A 21272-nucleotide genomic window follows, 5' to 3' on the forward strand; every position below is an offset into this window, starting at 1 on the left:
CCGCAAACTTCGCTAATTTTGTACCTCTTGTCTCAAAGCACTTGCGTCAGGGTCATCTTGCTATAGACTAATGTTTTTATATTAATATTAGATCGTTATGTTACATCCTCGATTAAGAACAGTCGTATTTGCGTTCTTTATGGCGCTGTTTATGTCTGGATTTATGTCTTTAGTGATCAGCATTTTTAACGTTGGTTTAATCGATAACATTGCAACCATTTGGCTTAAAGCATGGGCTTTTGCATTTTGTGTGGCGTTTCCTACTGTTATATTTGTTGCACCTGTGGTGCATAAGCTAACCAATAAACTTATCAGAGCACCGTTGTGATAGCCGAACGCCCAAAGCAGTTTCTATTTATTGCACTATTTTTAGTATCAGCATTACCATTTGTTGGCTCTGCTACGGCACTTGTCGTCGGTGCTTTATTTGCCATGATATTAGGCAACCCATTTGCTTTGCAGTCACAAAAAATAAGTAAATGGATGCTAAAGTTGGCGGTGATTGGCTTAGGCTTTGCTGTTGATTTTAATCAAGTTATAGAAGTAGGTCGCAGCTCTATTGTGCTTACTATTGTTAGTATTACCGCTATTATTGGCCTTGGTGAAATTTTATCTCAGTTATTTAAGTTAAATAAAAACACCGGTGTACTTATTTCTTTTGGTACCGCCATTTGTGGTGGTAGCGCCATTGCAGCAATGGCGCCGGTTATAAAGGCAAAAGATCACGAAGTAGCTATATCACTCGCTGTGGTGTTTTTATTAAACGCCCTTGGCTTAGTGTTATTCCCAATGATTGGTCATTACTTTGGCCTGACTGAGCAACAATTCGGTGTTTGGGCTGCACTTGCTATTCACGACACCAGTAGTGTAGTGGGGGCTTCCGCTGCGTATGGCGCATCAGCACTTGCTATTGCCACAACCATTAAACTAACTAGAGCGATGTGGATAATCCCTTATACAAGCATTGCGGGTGTGTTTTGGAAATCAGACGAAAAAGCCAGTATCCCATTGTTTATATTTGGCTTTTTAGCGGCGGCACTGATTAATTCAAGCTTTCCTGAATATCAAGCATTGTGGCATGCACTTAATGTTGGTGCTAAACAAGTGTTAGTAATGACCTTATTTTTGATTGGTAGTGGTTTATCTATTTCAGTCTTAAAACAAGCGGGCATTAAACCTTTTATCATGGCGATGATCTTATGGATCATTGTCACCAGTATTATTTTACTACTTATAGTAGACGGATTTATTTCATGAAAAACGCTTTATTAACTTCTTCAATAGCACTGGCCATGGGCCTTTTTGCTAACAATATATCGGCGGCTGATTTACGTGTTGCTACCTTTAATGTGAGTATGGATGCCACTAACTATGCTAAAAAAGGCGAAGCAATAGATAAAGATGCTCTAAGTAAAGCATTAGCCAGTAACCACCAGCAAATTCGTAACATTGCCGAAATTATTCAGCGCGTAAGACCTGATGTAATTTTACTCAATGAGTTTGATTATATTGATGCCGACAAAGGCATTAACGTATTTCGTAAAAACTACCTGCAAGTATCGCAAAATAAGCAAGTTGCCATCGATTACCCGTATTACTTTATTGCACCTGTTAACACTGGTTTACCTACTGAGTTCGACCTAGATAACGATGGTGTAAAGGGGCATTACAAAGGCGACGCACACGGCTTTGGCTTCTTTGAGGGGCATTATGCAATGGCAGTATTGTCGCGCTACCCAATCGATTTAGATAAAGCGCGTACATTACAAACATTCAAATACAAAGATATGCCAAATGCACAAATGCCTGTCGACCCCAAAACAGGTAAAAACTGGTATTCAGCTGAAGAGTGGCAAGCAATTCACCTAAGTTCTAAGTCTTTTTGGGATTTACCAATAGATGTAAAAGGTAAAACGTTTCACTTGCTTGCATCGCACCCAACGCCGCCTGTTTTTGATGGTGACGAAGACCGTAACGGTAAGCGTAACCACGATGAAGTACGCCTAGTTGCAGATTACATCAACAATGCTAACTACATTTACGATGATAAAGGTCAAAAAGGTGGCTTAAAAGCGAAAAGCCGTTTTGTTATTGTTGGTGACTTAAATGCTGCGCCAGAAGGAGGTAAGGCACGCCCGAATACAACAGACCAAATTTTAAAAAATCCATTAGTGAATACCTCTTTTACGCCAACAAGCAAAGGTGCAAAAGAATCGTATAAAGAAGATTACGCTAAAAACTATACCGCTTATTGGCAGGCTCGTGCTGATTACGTTTTACCTTCAAATTATGGTATTGAGATAAACGATGGTGGCGTTTTTTGGCCACAGAAAAACTCTGAACTGTTCCGTTTAATTAAAGATCGTAACGCATCATCTGATCACCGTATGGTATGGCTTGATATCAGCATAAAATAAGCTGTTATTAAACGGAAAAGTTTGGCTGTTTATCCTATAAAAATTGCTATTTCATCAGTGCTTCTGCTTAAATAGGGCGAATTATAATAACCCGTAAGAAGCACTATGAAATTCAAAACCACTGCTAATAAAACGTTAGTGGCTCTCGCAGTCGCATCTAGCTTCATGCTAGCAGGTTGTCAATCAACCGCCTCAACGCCTTCTGAAGAACAAGTTACCAATGTAGCACCAGTAGTTGCTACTCCTGCTGATACAGGTTCAGCTGAAATCACGTTAGAGCAAGCAATGGCTCACCCTGATTGGTTAGGCCGTCAACCTGAGCGTGCTTTCTGGAATGGTGATTCTAACAGCATCGTTTATGCACAAAAGCAACAAGGCAATGAGTTACGCGATTTATACGTTCAAGCGGTAAATAGCCAATCTGCATCACAATTAGCGTTAAACAAACTACACACTGTAGGCGCTAAAAATGCCGTTTACTCGGCAGATAAAAAACAACAGGCTTATGCATTTGAAGGTAATATCTTCGTTAAAAACCTAAGCAATGGGCAAATTACACAAATCACTCACGATAGCGCACAGCAATCAAAACCACAGTTTTTAACTGATGGTAGCCTTGCATATCGCCAAGGTAATGCATTTTATAAAGTTGATTTAGCAACGGGTCGTCAAGTTGAATTAGTTAACTTACACCTAGACGATGCACCTAAAGGTGTACAAGAGCCAGACACTTACATTGCAAAAGAGCAGCACAAACTAATTGATTACATTGCGCTTACGCACAAAAACAAAAAAGATAGTGAAGAGCGTAAAGCACAAATCAACGAGCAAAACGACAGCATTGCTAATGCACAATTTTATTTAGGTAAAGGTAAGCGTTTAGCAGATGTACAGCTTTCACCAAATGGCCAAGCACTTGTTGCAGTAACCACAGAAAGCCGTTCATGGCGCGATGAAGGCGATATCATGCCTAATTACATTGCCGATGATGCACGCGTAAAAGCAGAAAAAGTACGCCGTCGTGTTGCTGATGAAAAACCAATCAGCTCAGACGTTGTTTACATCGACCTTAAATCAGGCGAGCAAACAACGCTTGCATTCGATACCTTACCTGGTTTTGATGAAGACGTACTTGCAGCTGTTAAGAAAGAAAACTACGCCCGTGATGGCAAAACTTATAAGTCTGAAAAAGCACCACGTGCCATCAACTTAATGATGGATTGGGGTTGGGACCAAAGTGCAATCCAATGGAACACAGATGGTTCACAAGTGGCTCTTATGCTAGAAGCATGGGACAACAAAGACCGTTGGTTAGCGACTGTTGATACACAAAACAATAAACTTGTTTCACAACACCGTCTGCATGACGATGCGTGGGTTAACTATGCATACAATGATTTTGGTTGGTTGAACAACTCAGACACGCTTTACTTCTTATCTGAAGAGTCTGGTTACAGCCACATTTACAAAAAGCCTTTAAACGGTAAAGCAACGCAGCTTACTAAAGGCCAATTTGTTGTTTCTAACTTAACGTTAACAGCTGATAACTCAGCGATTTACTACAAAGCCAACGTTGAGCACCCAGGTCTTTACGAAATCTATCGTGTAAACCCTGCAAACGGTGAATCTGAGCAAGTAACCAACCTTGATGGTATGACTGATTACCAGTTAAGCCCAGATGAAAGCAAACTATTGCTAACTCATTCAAAAATTATGTCGCCGCCTGAGCTTTATGTTGCTGATGCAAAAGCAAACACCCAAGCAACTCAGTTAACGCATACAGTATCTAATGAGTTCTTAGCGAAGAAACTAATTGCACCTAAGATTGTTGCTGTGCCTTCAAGCCATACTGATCAGCCAATTTACGCAAAAGTATATTACCCAGCTGATTATAAAGAAGGCGAAACAGGTAAAAACCGTAAAGCAGTTATCTTTAACCACGGTGCTGGTTACCTACAAAACTCACACATGGGTTGGTCTGGTTACTTCCGCGAGTTTATGTTCCACTCACTACTGGCTTCAGAAGGCTACGTAGTAATGGACATGGACTACCGTGCATCAAAAGGTTACGGCCGTGATTGGCGTACAGCTATTTATCGTCAAATGGGTACACCTGAAATCCAAGATTTAGCAGACGGCGTAAGCTGGATGGCAGACAACGCAAACGTAGATACACAAGCTGTAGGCACTTATGGTGGCTCTTACGGTGGTTTCATGACGTTTATGGCGCTATTCACGCAACCTGATTTATTCAAAGCAGGTGCTGCACTTCGTCCGGTAACTGATTGGGCTCACTACAATGGTCCTTATACGTCTAACATCTTAAACCACCCAGATGTTGACCCAATTGCCTATGAAAAGAGCTCACCAATTTACTTTGCTGAAGGGCTTAAGAGTCGTTTATTAATTAATGCGCCTATGGTTGATGACAATGTATTCTTCCAAGACTCAGTTCGCTTAGTACAACGCTTAATTGAGCTTGAAAAAGAAAACTTTGAAACAGCGATCTTCCCAGTTGAGCCGCATGGTTTTGTACAACCATCAAGCTGGTTAGATGAATATCGCCGTATTTATAAGTTATTTAAAGAAACGCTTTAATTCAATAGCATAAATTAAAAACAGCCACTTTAAGTGGCTGTTTTTGTTTGCAATAGGATTTATATATAGGGTTATTTGCAGTAAAATTCACTCACATCGAGTACTGTCTTACCTTCTTTTGAGTCGTTTTCAAAAATTAAACTATCACCCTCTAAACTCATTTTATAGTCTTTCATCCATGATAGATTAGCTATTAACTCCAATTCATAGCGATTAAACGAAACAGGGCACTTTAAATACACATAATGGTGAGCAGTTCCAAAAGCTCCAGGGTCTGATGTGTAGACATAAAAGGTGCGATATTCAAATGCTTGTTCTTGGTGAACGTAATCAGTATTTGAGTTAAACATGATGTTGAATAATATAAGTAAACCAATGCCAAAGAACATTAAGCATGAATACAAAATACTAAGAATAAGGGTCAAATGAGCAATAATTTTATTCTTAAACGATTCTTTAACGATACTGTATTTTGCTAACAACAGACAAAACCCAATACAAAGTGAGCAAAATACTATGATGTAATAAATATTATCAAGGCTTGCCATAAACGTTGGTGAAACAAATTTTAAGTTTACCAACTGGCCAAATAGCCCAGCCAATAGAGGCCCGTAAAGGCAAAATAGGATAATGCGAAGGTAAATATCTCCTTTATTTTCATTCATCTAAAATTCCTTTTCTAGTTAACAAAGAGCAGTTGTAAATAGCGAGTAAGGTTACCCGCGCTTTTTTATTATTTTAATGAAGACAGGCAAAGTCAACAGTGTGCCGCCAACTGCGCCGATAAAGTGGGCGTCAATGGCAACATTAGACGCGATTAGTTGACTCACCGATTCACTTGGGCCTGCTATTTGCTCCCAAATCACTTTAGCCCAAGTACCAGCGAACAATAACCAGCCTGATAGCATGCCTGCTTGTACATCTTTAACTGCTCCCCAAATGATCACACCGTGTAGTAGGGCACTTAATCCGGTGTAAATTTGGATATCTGGGCAAAATAGCCACACACCTATGCCACACCATAATGCAAGAATGGCAATATTAAACGCATAGCGAGCAGGGCTTGTATGCTCAGCGTGTAGAGCCCAAACTAATAAAATTCCGGCGCAATTTAAGCCTAAATGTGGCCAATTAGCATGCACAAATTGGCTAGTGAAAATACGCCAAAATTCACCATTTGCAACTAACTCACGGTTAAATTCAAGATATTCATTTAAGTTAAACGTAGCAAATGAGGAACTTAGTATTACTAAACACAGTGGCGGCAGAATATATTCTAGTTTCAGGGGCAGGTTTATCATGTTATTTTTGGTGTATCTGAGATTGTCGCCTATTGTGCACGTTTAATTTTAAGATGCCAAATACACTACGGGATTAAGTTTATTTATGTTATTCAAAACCAAAGCGCTGTTAGCTCTGTCCACCTCATTAATTTATTCAACTGCTATTTTCGCAGCCCCTGCAAAAGTTGAAACTCGCGAACCTGAAGCTGCAACGGGCTTTGCTCATAAGCAGGTTGTTGAAGGCGATAAGTACATGGTCGCAGCAGCAAACCCTTATGCAGTAAAAGCAGGGCAAAAAATGCTTGAGCTAGGCGGCTCAGCGGTTGACGCTGCCATTGCAACGCAATTAGTACTGACACTGGTAGAGCCGCAATCGTCGGGGATCGGTGGCGGTACATTTATGATGTACTTCGACAACAAAACCAAAAGCCTAACTAGCTTTGATGGCCGTGAAACGGCTCCAAGCAATGCTGATGAAACACTATTTTTAGATAAGCACGGTAAAGCCGTAAAATGGATTGAAGCCGTTGTAGGTGGTCGTTCTGTTGGTGTACCGGGTATTTTAGATGCCTTTGCCACTGCCCATAAACGTTATGGCAAGTTAGAGTGGCAAACCTTGTTTGCCCCTGCCATTGAATTGGCTGATAAAGGCTTTATTGTGTCGCCGCGTTTACATCAATTATTGGCTAAAGAATTAAACCCAGGGGTTACTAAGCTACCTGTTATTCGTGACTACTTCTTCCCTGATGGTAAACCGCTTGCTGTAGGTACCGTGAAAAAGAATCCTGAACTAGCCGCGCTTTATAAAGATATAGCGAAACAGGGCATTGATGCATTTTACAAAGGTGAAAACGCTAAAGAGCTTGTGCATGCAGTGCAAAACTCAGTTGTTGCACCGGGTACATTAACGGTTGAAGACTTAGCCAATTACAAAAGCAAAGAGCGCGCACCTGTGTGTGTTGATTATCGCCAGTACGAAGTGTGCTCAATGGCACCACCTAGTAGCGGTGGTGTAGCTGTGTTACAGATTTTAGCCTTACTTGAACATAAAGATATGGCTAAACTTAAACCAAACTCTGTTCAAGCTCTACATTACTTTACCCAAGCATCACGTTTAGCGTTTGCTGATCGCAACGTGTATATGGGCGACCCAGATTTTATGACAATCCCGACACAAGGATTACTCGATAAAAACTACATTGCTGGTCGCGCAAAACTTATTTCTGAAAAAGATACTCACGCAGAAGCAGGCACACCGCCAAACTCAGTTGCATACGCGCAAGATGATGCATACGAGCTGCCATCAACGACCCATGTTTCGATTGTCGATAGCCAAGGTAACGCTGTGTCGATGACAAGTTCTATCGAAATGGCGTTTGGTTCAACAGTAATGGTGAACGGGTATATTTTAAACAATCAACTAACCGACTTTGCTTTATCGCCAACTAAAGATGGTAAGCCATTGGCTAATCGTGTTGAAGCAGGTAAACGTCCGCGTAGTTCCATGTCGCCAGTCATGGTGTTTAACAAAGACGGCAGCTTACGTTTAGTGGTTGGTTCGCCGGGTGGTAGCCGTATTATTGATTATGTAGCTCAAGTGGTTGTAGGAGTGCTTGATTGGAACCTAGATGCGCAAACAGCCATTAACTTACCGCGCATTACTAATCGTAATAATTACACAAGCCTCGAAAAGGGCACTGAACTTGCCAACGCCGAAGCTGATTTTGTTAACCGCGGACACACAGTTCGTATCCTAGATTTAAACTCTGGTTTACATGCTGTTGAAGTTAAAAACGGTAAACTTTATGGCGCAGCCGATCCGCGCCGCGAAGGCATCGCTTTAAGTGATAAAAGCCACTAAAAACAAGCTCAGCAGCCTTAAAGCTGCTGAGTTTTCATGTATACTATCTGCTATGCTATTTAGAGCATAAAATTCATTTTCTTCAATGGTCTGACAAGGTGAATTGTCATTGCAATTTCGCCTTCAAGAGTAATAATGTCAGGTCATAATTATGACGCATCAAAGCTTGGAAATATGACTACAAATACCGATCCAAATTATCTTTATATTCCTTATTCAGGCCCAGGTCTGATTGAAACGCCACTATTAAATAAAGGCAGTGCTTTTTCACAAAAAGAAAGGGAAAATTTCAACTTAGCCGGATTACTGCCACCGCGTTATGAAACGATCGAAGAACAAGTTGAGCGTTGTTACCAGCAGTATTCAAGCTTTAGCGATAATTTAAATAAGCACATCTACCTACGTGCTATTCAAGATAACAACGAAACACTTTACTACCGTTTAGTGCGTGATCATCTTGAAGAAATGATGCCTATTATCTACACGCCAACGGTAGGTGACGCTTGTGAAAAGTTCTCAGACATTTACCGCAGTGCCCGTGGTCTATTTATTTCTTATGAAGATCGTTTCCAAATTGATGATATTTTACGTAATGCCACTAAAGGCAAAGTAAAAGTAATCGTTGTGACTGACGGCGAGCGTATTCTTGGTCTAGGTGACCAAGGTATTGGTGGTATGGGTATTCCAATTGGTAAGTTATCACTTTATACAGCGTGTGGTGGTATTAGCCCTGCATATACGTTACCAGTGATGCTTGATGTTGGTACGAATAACGAAAAACTACTTAACGACCCTATGTACATGGGTGCTCGCCATAAGCGTATTTCGCAAGAAGAATATGACGAATTCTTAGATCTATTTATCAAAGCCGTTAAACGTCGTTGGCCAAGTGTTTTACTTCAGTTTGAAGACTTTGCACAACCAAATGCCATGCCATTACTAAAACGCTACCGTGATGAAATCTGTAGCTTTAACGATGACATTCAAGGAACTGCTGCGGTTACTGTAGGTTCTTTACTTGCTGCATGTCGTGTTAAAGGCGCGAAGCTTTCTGAGCAAAAAGTGGTGTTTGTTGGTGCAGGCTCTGCAGGTTGTGGTATTGCTGAGCAAATTATCAGTACTATGGTTGCTGAAGGCATTAGCGATGAGCAAGCGCGTTCGCAAATTTTCATGGTTGACCGCTTTGGTCTACTTACGGAAGGTATGGAAGGCTTACGTGATTTCCAACAAGCACTTTGCCAATCTAAAGATGGCTTAAGTGAGTGGACTTACAGCGGTGAGTACGCATCATTATTAGATGTAATGCACTGTGCGCAACCAGACATTCTAATTGGTGTATCTGGCCAACCTGGTTTATTCACTGAACAGGTTATTCGTGCAATGCACGCATCTTGCCCACAACCGATTATCTTCCCGTTAAGTAATCCGTCTAAGCAAGTTGAAGCACTTCCTTCTGATGTTATTGAATGGACAAACGGCCAAGCGATTGTTGCTTCTGGTAGTCCATTTGATCCGGTTGATTATAACGGCCAAACATTCCCAATCCCACAATGTAACAACAGTTATATTTTCCCGGGTATTGGTTTAGGCGTAATTGCTGCTAAAGCTACACGTATTACAGATGCAATGCTAATTGTATCAAGTGAAACACTGGCTGAGTCTTCACCACGTGCAAACACTGGTAAAGGCAGCTTATTACCAGCACTCACGGAAATCCAAGCGTTAAGTAAACGTATTGCTTTTGCGGTTGCGAAAAAAGCGATGGAAGAAGGTGTTGCACTAGAGCTGAGCGATGAAGCGCTATGGGCAGCAATCGAGAAAAACTACTGGCTTCCAGAATATCGCAACTACAAGCGCCGTAGTATCTAAGCTATAACGCTTTTAGTGAATGAAAAAACAGGCTTTTTATGCCTGTTTTTTTATATCTGTAAAATGGCTTGTTCATATTCAATTAACCCTTTAAGGTGATAATGAACGGAGTTTTAAATTAAGGAACAGTATTATGCGTAAGTTAGTTTTTACCGCTATGGCGGCAGCACTTAGTTTTAATGTGTTAGCACAAGCAACACCTGATGCGCCACATATTTATATTCAAGGTAATGCAACGGTTAAAGCGATCCCTGATAACGTTAAACTAACGGTAGGTATTGTTGAAGTAGATAAAGATTTAATTGCCGCGAAAAACAAAGCCGATGCAACCATGGCGAAAGCGATTAAGCTCGCTAAAAACCAAGGTGTAGAAGAAAAGGGCATTTATGCGTCTAATATCTCGATTAATCGCCAAACAGAATATAACCGTGAAACGGGTAAGCAAGAGTTTGTAGGCTATAGAGTAACGCGTAGCCTGTCTGTAACTTTAACTGATATAAAAAAATACCCAATTATGCTTCAGCAACTAGTGAATTCGGGCATTAATGAAATTAATCAAACGCAATTTGTATCAAGTAAGTACGAAGAGCTACAAAAGCAAGCGCAAAAGCTAGCCATTAAAGATGCCCGTGCTGCAGCGAAAGAATTTGCCAATGACTATGGGGTAGAGCTTAAAGGTCTTTATACAGCTTCAAGTAGCCCACTTGATACAGGTAACAAACCTTATATGCGTGCCAGCAAAATGGTTATGGCAGAAGCTGCACCAGATAACTATGTACCTGATGCATACAATGGTGGTGAGCTTACGATTACCGCAAGCAGCTATGCGGTTTATTTAATCGAAAACTAAGTTAACTTATTGATTGCTGGCAAACCTTGCCAGCAATTTTTCACTTTGTTGCTCTGAAATACGAGCAATCGCTTTTAGCATATTAATGATCTGCTCACGGTCGTACTCATTACTAATATGCTTATCTATATCTTCAATAATTGCCCCTAAATAAACAAATAGGCTATCAGTTGCTTTATTGTTATCAGATGCTCTAAACAATATGTTTTTAAATGCCTCAAGCACGTTAACCATTACATAGGCGTCATTTTTTGCGTAGTTACGAATTGGTGTGAAGTTATCATGCAGCAGCTCATCGAATGAGGTTTCGTGAATAAACAGGTGAGGTTGATTGTTCTCACAACGTTTAAGCGAGTAGTTCACATCGTAAATATCTAAGCGCAATATCAGTAAAATACTCAACATATCTATGGCTTTTACCGCAGTACCGGGATCGTTAATACCCGGGCTCATAGCTTTAACAGCGATTTCTGAAATTTGTGTCATACCGTAGCGGTAATGGTCACTAATATATTCTTCGATATAAAAGATAAAGCAGTCTAGTAATTGTTCTACCAGTTCAGGTTTGTCAGATAAGTCCGTATCACACTTTAAAAACGGGTATCCCTTTACTGTAAAGAAGCCTTGTTTAACCGAAATATAAATTTTAATACTGTGCTGTTGGCATAACGCACACAACTTATCGCTATGTGCCCCTTTAAAGTAACCTTCTGTTTTACTTTTAACACTATGCCAGTCATTAAACTCAGGAAAATGCTCAACAGGATTTTGTTGTTGCATGTCAATTATGCATTTAAGCTCGCCTTTGGTATTTTTAAATAAGTCGTTTAGTACATTATCGACTTGAATTGCTTTTGAAATTGAGTGAATAAAAAACACAAAAAAACCAAGCGAAATTAAACCAAACACCAATGAAAAGAAGATACCAAGTGATGGAATACCCATATCTCCATCACCAATGGTACGTATGTTTATCAGCATTAATATGGTGTAGATAATACTACCAAGATAAAACCCCAGTACTAATTGGTGCGACTTACGGGTAATAAGGCCCGGCAACACACGCGGCGAAAGACTGGCGCTAGCACTATTAAGCACCACCATAACCATAGAAAAACTAAAAACCGTTAATGATATAATGCTGCCGGCAAGCGTGCTGAGGATGGTACGGGCATTCTCTTCGCTATCGACCAATAACACACCAATCAGCTTTTTAAATTCCATTGATAATGACGAGTACTCGACCGCAGTAGTAATTAATCCAAAAACTAAAAACACCACAGAGAGCATTGATGGGTAAAATCCGATACTACTGATCATTTCGCGGTAGTTATCGGCGATTTTTCTTGGCGTAAACATGCACTTCCTTAAGAACTGTTAGACATTAAATATCATACTGAGCTAACCTAACTACTTACTTAACAGCCTAGCAATAAATTATGCTAAGCGTCTAACTTTAAATAAAAATTGGAAAAACTGTGATTGTTTCAACGTTTGCTGCCATCTTGGCCATTTTATACATTCAACTTAGCTTTCGCGTGATCAAACTACGTAGAGCAAAACGCATTTCACTTGGTGACGGGGGAGACGAAAGCCTACAAGCAGCTATACGAACTCATGCAAATTTCATTGAATATGTGCCTTTTTCGTTGATCCTGCTATTTTTATTAGAGTACCAAGGCCTCCCAAGCCATTATTGCTATATTTTAGGTGCAATGCTGGTTGCTGGTCGTTTTTGTCATAGTTACGCACTTGCTGATAATCTGATGAAATTACGTGTATTAGGTATGATGCTTACTTTCATTACTATTTTGATTAGCGCTGTGATGTTATTAGTTACACAGGTTTTCTGATATGCTAAAAATTGTTTTTCCATGTTTGTTGTTCTTATTTTCAACTTGTTTATTTGCCAATGTAAAAACAATTAATGCCAAGAAAAATCGCGTAACACCACCAACCACTTTACATGTTGTTTATCCTAAAACAATGGATAGCTTAGACGAAGAAGTACTTTATCCTTTAATACTTCTTCGTACAGCTTTAAAAAGAAGTGGTTATAAGTTTACCTTATCACCCGCACCTGAATTATTAAGCCAAAATCGTGTTTTAAAAGAAATTGAAACGACTGGATCTATCAATGTTACTTGGAGCATGACAAACCAAGAGCGTGAAAACACTTTGCTCCCTCTACGAGTTCCTATATTTAAAGGCTTGTTTGGTTGGCGATTAATGTTTACTACAGAAGATAAGTTACCGAGGTTGAAACAGCTAAAATCTCTTGATGATTTAAAATCGATTAACTTAGTTCAGGGTGCAGATTGGCCAGATACACGAATTCTAACAAGTAACGGTTTAACAGTGGCAACGGCAATGGACTTTGAATCATTGTTTGTAATGTTAGATAGAGGAAGGGGGGATTTATTTCCTCGTTCAGTATTAGAGATCCAAGATGAACTTGCGTATTTTAAAGAAGGAATGCCGTTGGTCGTTCTGCCGCATCTAATGCTCAAATACAAAAGCCCAATCTATTTCTTTTTTAATAAACATAATACTAATATTGCTAAAGCCGTTTCTCAGGGGATTAAGGTTATGCAGCAAAGTGGTGAATTTGACGAGTTATTTTTTAAGTACAACGGAAACTTTATAAAAAACGCCCACCTACACGACAAAATTGTTATAGAATTGCACAATTATGATTTACCAAGGTTAACCCCAGTCAACGACAAATCGCTGTGGTTAGCATTTGATCAGGTGCCATGAGCTCTAAAATTTTTATAATCGGTTTACCACGAACCGGCACAACTAGTATCTGTAACAGCTTTTTACAACTCGGTTTTAAAACCGCCCACACAGCCTATACCCAACAAGCTATTACAAGTGCAGATGTTATTGCTGATACTCCAGTTTTTAGTGAATACGCCTTGCTTGATGAGCACTTTGCAAATAGCCGTTTTATCAACCTCGAGCGCGATTTAACTAAATGGTTGCCATCTATAAGGCAGTTATTAGCACGCATGCACACTAATTTAATGCGCCCTGATGGTGGTTTTAATAGCCATTTAAAGCGCTGTTATTTTGATGTGTTTGGTCAGTATAGCTTGGCTGAGTTAGAATCTGATGAATACTTAACAGCGTGTTATCAGCGTCACCAACAGCAAGTGGCAGACTACTTTAAACGGCGTACAAACCAGTTATTAACGCTTAATGTAGCAGACTCAAACAGCCCGCAATTACTTCAGCAGTTTTTAAACACTCAGCAGCCAATTAGCTTTAAACAGCTGAATATGGGTGGCAAAGTCACAGCGTGGAATGACATAAAACACCCAGATAAAGTGTCATCGACCCGAAGTGGTAAAATTGATAAATCTCTTGGTTATAATCACACGTAAAATACGTTAAAATCGCCGCAATCATAAGTTTAGTTGTTCCTCATCATGTTTGAATTGAAATACCACACGCCATTTGAATGGACAGAAGGTGTCTTAGCTGACTTCGATACCTTTTTACAAGATCATGCTGCAGCAGAGAAAAAAGCTTCTGGTATGGCTATGTCTATGCTTTCTCATTACCCAGATCGTCGTAAGCTTGTTAGAGCCATGACAGACTTAGCACTGGAAGAAATGATCCACTTTAAACAAGTTTTAAAGCTATTAATGGAACGTGATGTATTACTTGGCAATGACCAAAAAGATCCTTACATTAAACAAATTCGTGCGGTATTTAGAAATGGTCGTGATGAATTCTTGATGGACCGTTTATTAGTAGCAGGCGTTATTGAAGCACGCGGACACGAGCGCTTTTCGCTTGTTGCAGAAGCTTTACCTGCAGGCAAAGAAAAAGAGTTTTATGTCGCGATTGCAAAATCAGAAGAAAAACATAAAAACTTATTCGTTGAACTTGCTTACGAGTATTTCGATAAGCAAGAGGTTGATACACGCCTTGAAGAAATCCTTATCGCAGAAGCCGAAATCTGTAAAAATATTCCATTTACAGCAGCGCTTCATTAATTTGATGCTTGTGTATTAGACCTTTTAGCCTAATACACAAGTTTATGTTTAAACCCCAAAGCAGTAAATTAGGGACTAAAAACAATAATTAAGTATCCTGCAAATAGTTACGCTAATTCTAATTGATTAAATAAACAGCATACATTCATCTTTCTCTCCTATAGTTAAATTAGTACCTAACTGAGAGGAATAGAGCATGAAATGGATGATGACTCTTACGACGTTGTCGTTAATAGGGATTGTATTCACCAGTAATTCTATTTATACCGAAGTGAAGCTCTTTCGTTCAAACGATAAGCCAACCGAAATAACTGCTAGTATGTATCGCTCGCTTATTTGGCATAGTGATATTTATAAAGACGATGAATTTCTACATACCGCACAAAGCTACTTTAGCGATGGCAAAATTGATACGCGTGAATACAGTAAACTAACTAGCCTGGCAAGCAAAACTGCTGGCCCAATCATCTACATTCAAGAAACAGATGAGCAGTTGTGGCACGCTAGGCTAACTTACAAAAAATACCTTGAAGAGAAAACGGTCGAACGACTGGAAAGTTTACATTGAGGAAAACTGCTTTATCAGCGTGCTAAGCTCTACAATGGTGGGCTTACCGCTGAGATAATTGGTATCAAGATGGTAACTATTGCCAAGCCAATAGGGCTTTGGGGTCGTGTTATGGCCATGCACAGAAAAATCGATACTTGGATTTATTTGCGCTTTTTTCTCTTTGGTTAAGCTTCTATCCCAAAGCAAAGCGCCAATCGCTTGTTGTATATCTTGAGTAGGATTTTGCCAATCCCAATCCGCATGTGTTGTATGTGATAAACCAACTTTAATTTTGCCGTATTCAACATAGTAAGAAAGCGGGCAGTTAAGTAGCTGCTTACAGACAAATGCGAGCTCTTCATCAGTTGCATTTAAATGCCAACGGCCGCCATTCTCAACCCATAAACGGTAGTAACCTTTATCCTTTGCAAGTAATGACTCAAGCAACATATGCTCATGGTTCCCAAGGCACATATGAACACCAAGCTCTTTAAAACGTGCAAGTAACGCAATGCTGTGCTCACCTCGATCAATCACATCACCCAGTGAAAACAAAATATCTTCGCTTGGATTAAAATTAACAGAGCAAAGCGCCTGTTCAAATTTAGTTAAATCTGCATCTAAATCGCCAATAACAAATACACGTTTACTTTCATTAATTTGCATCTTAACTTGAATGGGGTTTTGCGAGGCAAAAGGGCTTTTAACTAAATTCAAAATACATTCCTTTAAGCAGCTAATAATTTAAGACTATCATAACTCGTTGCTATTTGAGCACAGGGTGGTTATTATCTAGCCTCACTTTTTAGGAGTTACCGCCAACATGAACAACTAAACCTGTTATCCAATTTCATTTTTATCTTTTTGGACCAACAGGGTTAGTAGGCGTTGCTCACTATCACTTTTATAATATTACTTTTCGTGTGATCAAGCGCTTATGCCCCTGTAGTACAGGAGGCACTATGCCACAACTTCAAGCTTTTAATTTATGTTACCAACATGGCAATGGCGATGTTGTATTTAACGACCTTTCATTTTCGCTCACTGCTAAAGTCACCGCATTAGTCGGCAGGAACGGCTGCGGTAAATCAATTTTAGCATCACTACTTGCTAAGCAAAAAGAGCCTAGCTCTGGTACGGTTGTTTGTAATTCAACCCTTGGCTTTTACCGACAAATGAACGATGTAAATCAGGCTGATAACCAAACAATTGCTGAGGCTATAGGGCTAGAGCCTGTGTTTAAAGCCCTTCATGCTATAAACCAAGGGCAAGTTACAGAACAAAATTTATCTTTACTTGAAGGCAATTGGGATTTACCAGAGCGCTTTAATGCAGAACTTGTAAGGCTTGGCATAAACAACAAAACCCCAAACTCATTAAGCAAATATTTAAGTGGTGGTCAGCTTAGCCAATTAAAGCTTTGGGCACTATTTACCTGCATAAAGCCCGACATTTTAATACTGGATGAGCCATCAAACCACCTAGATGCAAAAGGCAAAAGCTGGCTTATAAAGCAAATACAAAGCTTTAAAGGGCAATTATTACTAATAAGTCACGACCAAGAATTATTAGAACAAGCCCATGAAGTTTGGGAGCTAACAACCCTTGGTTTAACACAATATGGTATGCGCTTTTCTGAGTACCAAATACAAAAGCAGCAGCAAGTTGCTGCCCTTGAAAATAAATTAAATCACGTTGTTAAGCAGCAAACAAATCTCAAAAAAACAGAGCAATTACAAAAGCAAAAAGCACAAAAGCGAGCAAGTCATGGCGCAGCCCTAAGAAAATTAGGCAGTCAGCCTAAAGTGTTGATGGATGCTAAAAAAGACAAAGCCAGCGCTAATTTATCATCTCAAAGTAAAAACGCCGCTAAGCGAGAAGGTGAACTCATTCGTAATAAGCAACAACTTTCTAGCAAGCTTGAACAAACTAAAGCGCAGAAATTTTATTTAGTGCAATCAGATACAGCTAAGCACCATAAAGTACTTAGCCTGGAGAACGTTGCATTAGCACATGGCACAAAAAAGCCGCTTAATTTTCAGGTGTTCAGTGATGATAAAATTCATTTAGCGGGCGCAAATGGCACTGGTAAATCAACCTTACTTAAAACGCTTATTTTCGACATACCAGTAAAAGCAGGGCAGTTACATTGCAATCAAGCACTCTATTATTTAGACCAACATTTTACATTAATAAACAACGAGCTAACCCTGCTTGAAAATGTGATGACTTACTGTAAAAACCTAGATGAGATCACCGCGCGTACTCTACTTGCTAGTATCGGCTTTAGAAAAGACGCTGTTTTTAAATATGCCGCACTTTTGAGTGGTGGCGAGAAAATGAAGCTCGCCATGTGTATTGTCAGTAATAGTGAAAGCACCGCATTTTTGTTACTCGATGAGCCCGATAATCATCTCGACCTAGAATCAAAACAGCTCTTGGCTCAGTCATTACAGAGCTTTAAAGGCGGGTTTATACTCGTAAGCCATAATAAATACTTTGTAGAAAGTATCGGCTGTAATAGGCAAATTGGTTTATAAAATAGTCATTTACAAATAAGCGTGCTAGGGTGGTTGTAGGTAAACTACAATTGATGATATTGAATTTACCCTTGGCTTACAAATTACCAATAAGTCGCCGTTTCATCATCTACTTCAACCCTCGATTTTATCATCATTCCAGTATGGGCTACCTTCTACGGCGCTTCTTTTGTTGTGCTGCATGAAATAGCGCAGGGTGTTGCTAGGGCGTTTAATTGGGGGAGGTGAATTTCCGAAATGGTTTCTTCATTTAGCCTCTCTGATTCGTATTCGTGTACTACTTTATCTGCTGTTTCACTACCAAAACGGTCAGTAATAAAGTTTCTAAAATTGCCCATATGGCGTGTGAGGGGGGTTGCTGTGCGTAGTGATATGCAGTCCATACCACTAATGAAAGCAAATGATTCCACCTAGAAAATCTTATATGGGCTTATATGAGAGTATAAAATTACTTTATCAATTCTGAGTTTATTTTAACTGTTTGAGCCTTTACTTCACTTCGATCATATCTGAAGCGATCAAAGTGTTTCTTATATTTTGTATCATGTAAGTTTGCATGGATTATTTCTCGGTGAGGTATTGCAATTGCAAACTTTTTATAAATATCATTAGGCTCTATTGTACTCGATGAGTCATCATTATCGAGTTCCTCATTAGCTAAATCAGCATCTATTGTTCCATTACTTTCAGTACATTCCTCTTCAAGGATATGCCTAATTACAGGGCTATAATCAATCAGATATACAAGATCCTTTGTATCATCACATCGATAGCCACTTAAAATTGGCAGCAAATGTATATCATTGCTATCAATACCAATTTCAGAAATATAACCTATATATACTTTATTATTAGATAGAGTTAAAGCTACGGGTAATCCGTATTCCCATGAATTAAATGCTAAATGAGTGAACTCAGGAGTTAAATCTTTTCTCGCGGCTGCCTTCCAACTGTTGTAAAGAGGTGAGTCTTCTCGGAAAGAAGCAACAAAGAGTTTAAGTTTAGGCACAAGCCAACTGAAAACAATTGTGAAGAATAATACTGAAATTAAATTAACAATTTCAAAATTTTGACCAACAGAAGGAGTCAGGATGCTTAATTTAGAACTAAACCAAGCTCCTATAGACTTGGCAAAACTATAATGAGAAACATCAGTTACAAAAATATATGAAAACACAAAAAGCAACATGCCAGTTGACGCTGCAAGTAAAAAGGTATGATAACCCTCTGATGCCTCGTATTTTGGGTATAATTTATAGTTAGTCTTTCTGTAGATATGGCCAGCAATAGTGATAACCATAATAAAAATAACTGTAGGTTTAATCATAATTTCCCTATAAAAAAAGCGCCACTAAGGCGCTTTCCTCAACTAGCTCTTTTTACATAAGACCTAGCTTGCTTTACTTGCTGCTTGACAACTTCACTTTTCGAAAGTGAGTTTAAATCAGCTATAAAATACTTACCACCTGAAACCTTAACTTTGATTTCATCAGTATTTGGTTTATATGTAAAGAATTTTTTAATAGAATCAAACATTTGTCACCTCCTCAGGGAAGTGTTCCCTTAATAGCCTTTGTCATCAATTCCTGTGTGACAGTCACAACAAAAATATGTGACTTGTTAGTAATATAATCCACAAAACGATCCCTTTCAATAATTATCATAATTCAATGGGAAATTTATAATTATTTAACCAAAGCTTTAATTGTATTTTTTCATATCATTGACAAAGCTATCAAAAGTAGAGCTCATGTCACTTAAAAAACTTACTATTTTATCAATTATTTATTCAATCGGACTTCAGATAAAGGGCACATTAGTTTATTTCTCTTAATATCTTAAGATAAGGGTAGGGCAGGACAGTCGATGCAAACTCAATAAACTTACTTTTCATTGTAATCGTGCAGATTGGTTGCGCGTTCGCCACCGTTGCCCGGTAAAAACAGACATTACTTAGATAAAACAAGTAATTAAAAAAACGGTGAAGATATTACGAAACTACAGGATAAATTATGATAGCCACATTAGGTAAATATTTAGCAGCCAAATTGCTAACCGAAGCATTTATAAAACGAATCTGCCTAGCAACGGCTAAGCACTTAGCAAGCAAGTCTGAGAATAAGCTTGATGATGAATTGGTTAACGCTTTGACAGATGCTCTTAAATAAAACATTATTAAATTAGGCCGCATTTTGCGGCTTTTATTTATTGTTAGAAAGGAATTTCAGAATGCCCACGGGAACATGTAAACTTTGCAATAAGGAAAGTGACCTTAGTGGCTCTCATATAATACCTCGGTCTTATTATAAGTATATCAAAGGGAATTCCAGTCAAGTTATTGAAGTTATTGAGGGGAATGAATCGGCCTTGCTTACGAATGGTGATAAAAAAGAGTATCTACTTTGCGCTAGCTGTGAAAATTTACTAAATACCAACTATGAGCAATACGGTACTAGAATATTAAAAAACACAAAGAAGATTGTAAAAATCACGGATGATAGACTTCATTTTGAATATGATTACAAAAAGCTTTACCTCTATTTTGCTAGTATTTTATGGCGGGTATCAGTATCACAAAAATTTAAAAATATAGGCCTTGCAACTCTAAATAAATTCTTAGCTGATTGTATATATGAAAACACATTAAAAATAAAAAACCCTGAATGTCGAATTGATGATCTTTTAAAGATTCACTTAATCAAAATCCGTGATGAATCTAAAACTTTGTCAGATGACATGCTCCGAAGGATCTTGTCTAATTTCAAAGTTGAAAGAATGGAGAGGCAAGAGACAAGCTTATCAATTTTTTGGATAGTTGGTGGTTTTAAAGTTTGCTACCAAATTAGTGGAAAACAAGAATTGTACGAAGTTACAGGTATTTTATCTAAAGAAGGTAAAATGTTAATACCTATAGAAGATATTTCAAGTTTCAGATCAACAATTGACTTAGTAAATTTAATAAATGAATTTAAAAATCGGCCACATAAATAGTGGCCTTTCTTTATGCTGTTTTTTTATCTCCATACTTCAAAACAATATCTTTTAGAGCAAGCTGATCACCCATTTTGATTAATTCATTACCAATGATTTTAAGCGTTTCACTGGCTTCAACTAAATCATACAAGTGTTCAATTTGAGCTTGTAGGGCATCTACATGGCTTTCGTAATTACGAACAGTTTGTTGTAGAACCAGTCATAGTTAATGGTAAGCGTAACTAATAGCACACATTAACGGTAATTGGTTTTCTCGGGTGGATCAATTTTGTTGACCATTTAACCGGCCAAGTAATTGGCGCT

At 38.8% G+C, this 21272-nt stretch carries 23 protein-coding genes; 15 read left to right on the top strand and 8 right to left on the bottom strand.

Going from position 1 to position 21272, the window contains the following annotated elements:
• Positions 1-97 precede the first annotated feature (97 nt).
• The 4 genes from CWB80_RS15835 (at position 98) to CWB80_RS15850 (ending at position 5015) form a co-directional block, all read left to right on the top strand.
• Entirely contained in the window at positions 98-328 is a 231-nt protein-coding gene (locus tag CWB80_RS15835) for a DUF2798 domain-containing protein (RefSeq protein WP_054553885.1), read from the top strand.
• Positions 325-1257 (top strand): YeiH family protein, encoded by a 933-nt coding sequence (locus tag CWB80_RS15840; protein ID WP_054553884.1) that lies wholly within the window; start codon positions 325-327, stop codon positions 1255-1257. Before CWB80_RS15835 ends, CWB80_RS15840 begins: the two co-directional genes overlap by 4 nt.
• A gap of 35 nt (positions 1258-1292) precedes the next feature.
• A complete protein-coding gene (locus CWB80_RS15845) occupies positions 1293-2417 on the top strand; it encodes an endonuclease/exonuclease/phosphatase family protein (protein ID WP_419177739.1) in 1125 nt (374 codons plus the stop codon).
• A gap of 105 nt (positions 2418-2522) precedes the next feature.
• A complete protein-coding gene (locus CWB80_RS15850) occupies positions 2523-5015 on the top strand; it encodes a prolyl oligopeptidase family serine peptidase (protein ID WP_054553882.1) in 2493 nt (830 codons plus the stop codon).
• Positions 5016-5086: 71 nt separating this feature from the next.
• Here the strand turns inward: CWB80_RS15850 and CWB80_RS15855 are convergent, their stop codons facing one another.
• On the bottom strand, positions 5087-5680 hold the full coding sequence (locus tag CWB80_RS15855) for a hypothetical protein (protein ID WP_054553881.1): 594 nt from the start codon (positions 5678-5680) through the stop codon (positions 5087-5089).
• Positions 5681-5731: 51 nt separating this feature from the next.
• Positions 5732-6316 carry a rhombosortase gene (gene rrtA, locus CWB80_RS15860; protein WP_054553880.1) on the bottom strand — a complete coding sequence of 195 codons (585 nt, stop codon included), beginning with the start codon at positions 6314-6316 and terminating at the stop codon, positions 5732-5734.
• A gap of 85 nt (positions 6317-6401) precedes the next feature.
• On the opposite strand from rrtA, the gene ggt reads away from it, so the two are divergent.
• The 3 genes from ggt to CWB80_RS15875 all read left to right on the top strand — a co-directional run bounded on the left by ggt (position 6402) and on the right by CWB80_RS15875 (position 10878).
• Positions 6402-8159, top strand: a complete 1758-nt coding sequence (ggt, locus tag CWB80_RS15865) for a gamma-glutamyltransferase (protein ID WP_054553879.1) — start codon at positions 6402-6404, stop codon at positions 8157-8159.
• Positions 8160-8333: 174 nt separating this feature from the next.
• On the top strand, positions 8334-10028 hold the full coding sequence (locus tag CWB80_RS15870; RefSeq protein WP_138599584.1) for an NAD-dependent malic enzyme: 1695 nt from the start codon (positions 8334-8336) through the stop codon (positions 10026-10028).
• A gap of 133 nt (positions 10029-10161) precedes the next feature.
• The gene (locus CWB80_RS15875) at positions 10162-10878 is read left to right on the top strand and encodes an SIMPL domain-containing protein (RefSeq protein ID WP_138599575.1); all 717 of its coding nucleotides are present in this window, start codon (positions 10162-10164) and stop codon (positions 10876-10878) included.
• Between the two features lie 6 nt (positions 10879-10884).
• Here the strand turns inward: CWB80_RS15875 and CWB80_RS15880 are convergent, their stop codons facing one another.
• The gene (locus tag CWB80_RS15880; protein WP_138599576.1) at positions 10885-12237 is read right to left on the bottom strand and encodes a DUF2254 domain-containing protein; all 1353 of its coding nucleotides are present in this window, start codon (positions 12235-12237) and stop codon (positions 10885-10887) included.
• Positions 12238-12356: 119 nt separating this feature from the next.
• Between CWB80_RS15880 and CWB80_RS15885 the strand changes: the two genes are divergently transcribed.
• The 5 genes from CWB80_RS15885 (at position 12357) to CWB80_RS15905 (ending at position 15453) form a co-directional block, all read left to right on the top strand.
• Entirely contained in the window at positions 12357-12731 is a 375-nt protein-coding gene (locus tag CWB80_RS15885; RefSeq protein ID WP_054553876.1) for an MAPEG family protein, read from the top strand.
• 1 nt (position 12732) lies between these two features.
• Positions 12733-13638, top strand: a complete 906-nt coding sequence (locus CWB80_RS15890) for a substrate-binding periplasmic protein (protein WP_054553875.1) — start codon at positions 12733-12735, stop codon at positions 13636-13638.
• Positions 13635-14267: a sulfotransferase gene (locus CWB80_RS15895; protein ID WP_138599577.1), complete on the top strand. Its 633-nt coding sequence runs from the start codon at positions 13635-13637 to the stop codon at positions 14265-14267. The genes CWB80_RS15890 and CWB80_RS15895 overlap by 4 nt, the downstream gene beginning before the upstream one ends.
• 45 nt (positions 14268-14312) lie before the next feature.
• Positions 14313-14885: a MiaE family protein gene (locus CWB80_RS15900; RefSeq protein ID WP_138599578.1), complete on the top strand. Its 573-nt coding sequence runs from the start codon at positions 14313-14315 to the stop codon at positions 14883-14885.
• Between the two features lie 196 nt (positions 14886-15081).
• Entirely contained in the window at positions 15082-15453 is a 372-nt protein-coding gene (locus tag CWB80_RS15905; RefSeq protein ID WP_138599579.1) for a hypothetical protein, read from the top strand.
• On the opposite strand, the gene CWB80_RS15910 is transcribed toward CWB80_RS15905, so the two are convergent.
• The gene (locus tag CWB80_RS15910) at positions 15445-16152 is read right to left on the bottom strand and encodes a metallophosphoesterase (protein WP_249362603.1); all 708 of its coding nucleotides are present in this window, start codon (positions 16150-16152) and stop codon (positions 15445-15447) included. The genes CWB80_RS15905 and CWB80_RS15910 overlap by 9 nt on opposite strands.
• A 245-nt stretch (positions 16153-16397) precedes the next feature.
• Here CWB80_RS15910 and CWB80_RS15915 point away from each other — a divergent pair, with 245 nt between their 5' ends.
• Positions 16398-17975, top strand: a complete 1578-nt coding sequence (locus CWB80_RS15915; RefSeq protein WP_138599580.1) for an ATP-binding cassette domain-containing protein — start codon at positions 16398-16400, stop codon at positions 17973-17975.
• Between the two features lie 155 nt (positions 17976-18130).
• On the opposite strand, the gene CWB80_RS15920 is transcribed toward CWB80_RS15915, so the two are convergent.
• From CWB80_RS15920 to CWB80_RS22570, 3 genes are read right to left on the bottom strand one after another with little or no spacing between them, the layout of a single operon-like run.
• Positions 18131-18385, bottom strand: coding sequence for a hypothetical protein (locus CWB80_RS15920; protein WP_138599581.1), 255 nt, complete (start codon positions 18383-18385; stop codon positions 18131-18133).
• Between the two features lie 38 nt (positions 18386-18423).
• Positions 18424-19302 carry a hypothetical protein gene (locus tag CWB80_RS15925; RefSeq protein ID WP_138599582.1) on the bottom strand — a complete coding sequence of 293 codons (879 nt, stop codon included), beginning with the start codon at positions 19300-19302 and terminating at the stop codon, positions 18424-18426.
• Between the two features lie 38 nt (positions 19303-19340).
• Positions 19341-19511, bottom strand: coding sequence for a hypothetical protein (locus tag CWB80_RS22570; protein WP_171041546.1), 171 nt, complete (start codon positions 19509-19511; stop codon positions 19341-19343).
• Between the two features lie 476 nt (positions 19512-19987).
• On the opposite strand from CWB80_RS22570, the gene CWB80_RS22575 reads away from it, so the two are divergent.
• Complete coding sequence (locus CWB80_RS22575; protein ID WP_171041547.1) at positions 19988-20143, top strand: hypothetical protein; 156 nt, start codon at positions 19988-19990, stop codon at positions 20141-20143.
• Between the two features lie 61 nt (positions 20144-20204).
• A complete protein-coding gene (locus CWB80_RS15930) occupies positions 20205-20966 on the top strand; it encodes a cytochrome P450 family protein (protein WP_138599583.1) in 762 nt (253 codons plus the stop codon).
• Positions 20967-20976: 10 nt separating this feature from the next.
• On the opposite strand, the gene CWB80_RS23120 is transcribed toward CWB80_RS15930, so the two are convergent.
• Positions 20977-21099 (bottom strand): hypothetical protein, encoded by a 123-nt coding sequence (locus CWB80_RS23120; RefSeq protein ID WP_283235028.1) that lies wholly within the window; start codon positions 21097-21099, stop codon positions 20977-20979.
• Positions 21100-21272: the final 173 nt, after the last annotated feature.

Origin of the sequence: Pseudoalteromonas sp. S1650, from assembly GCF_005887195.1 — a bacterium.
In the GTDB taxonomy this organism is placed as follows: Bacteria; Pseudomonadota; Gammaproteobacteria; order Enterobacterales; family Alteromonadaceae; genus Pseudoalteromonas; species Pseudoalteromonas simplex.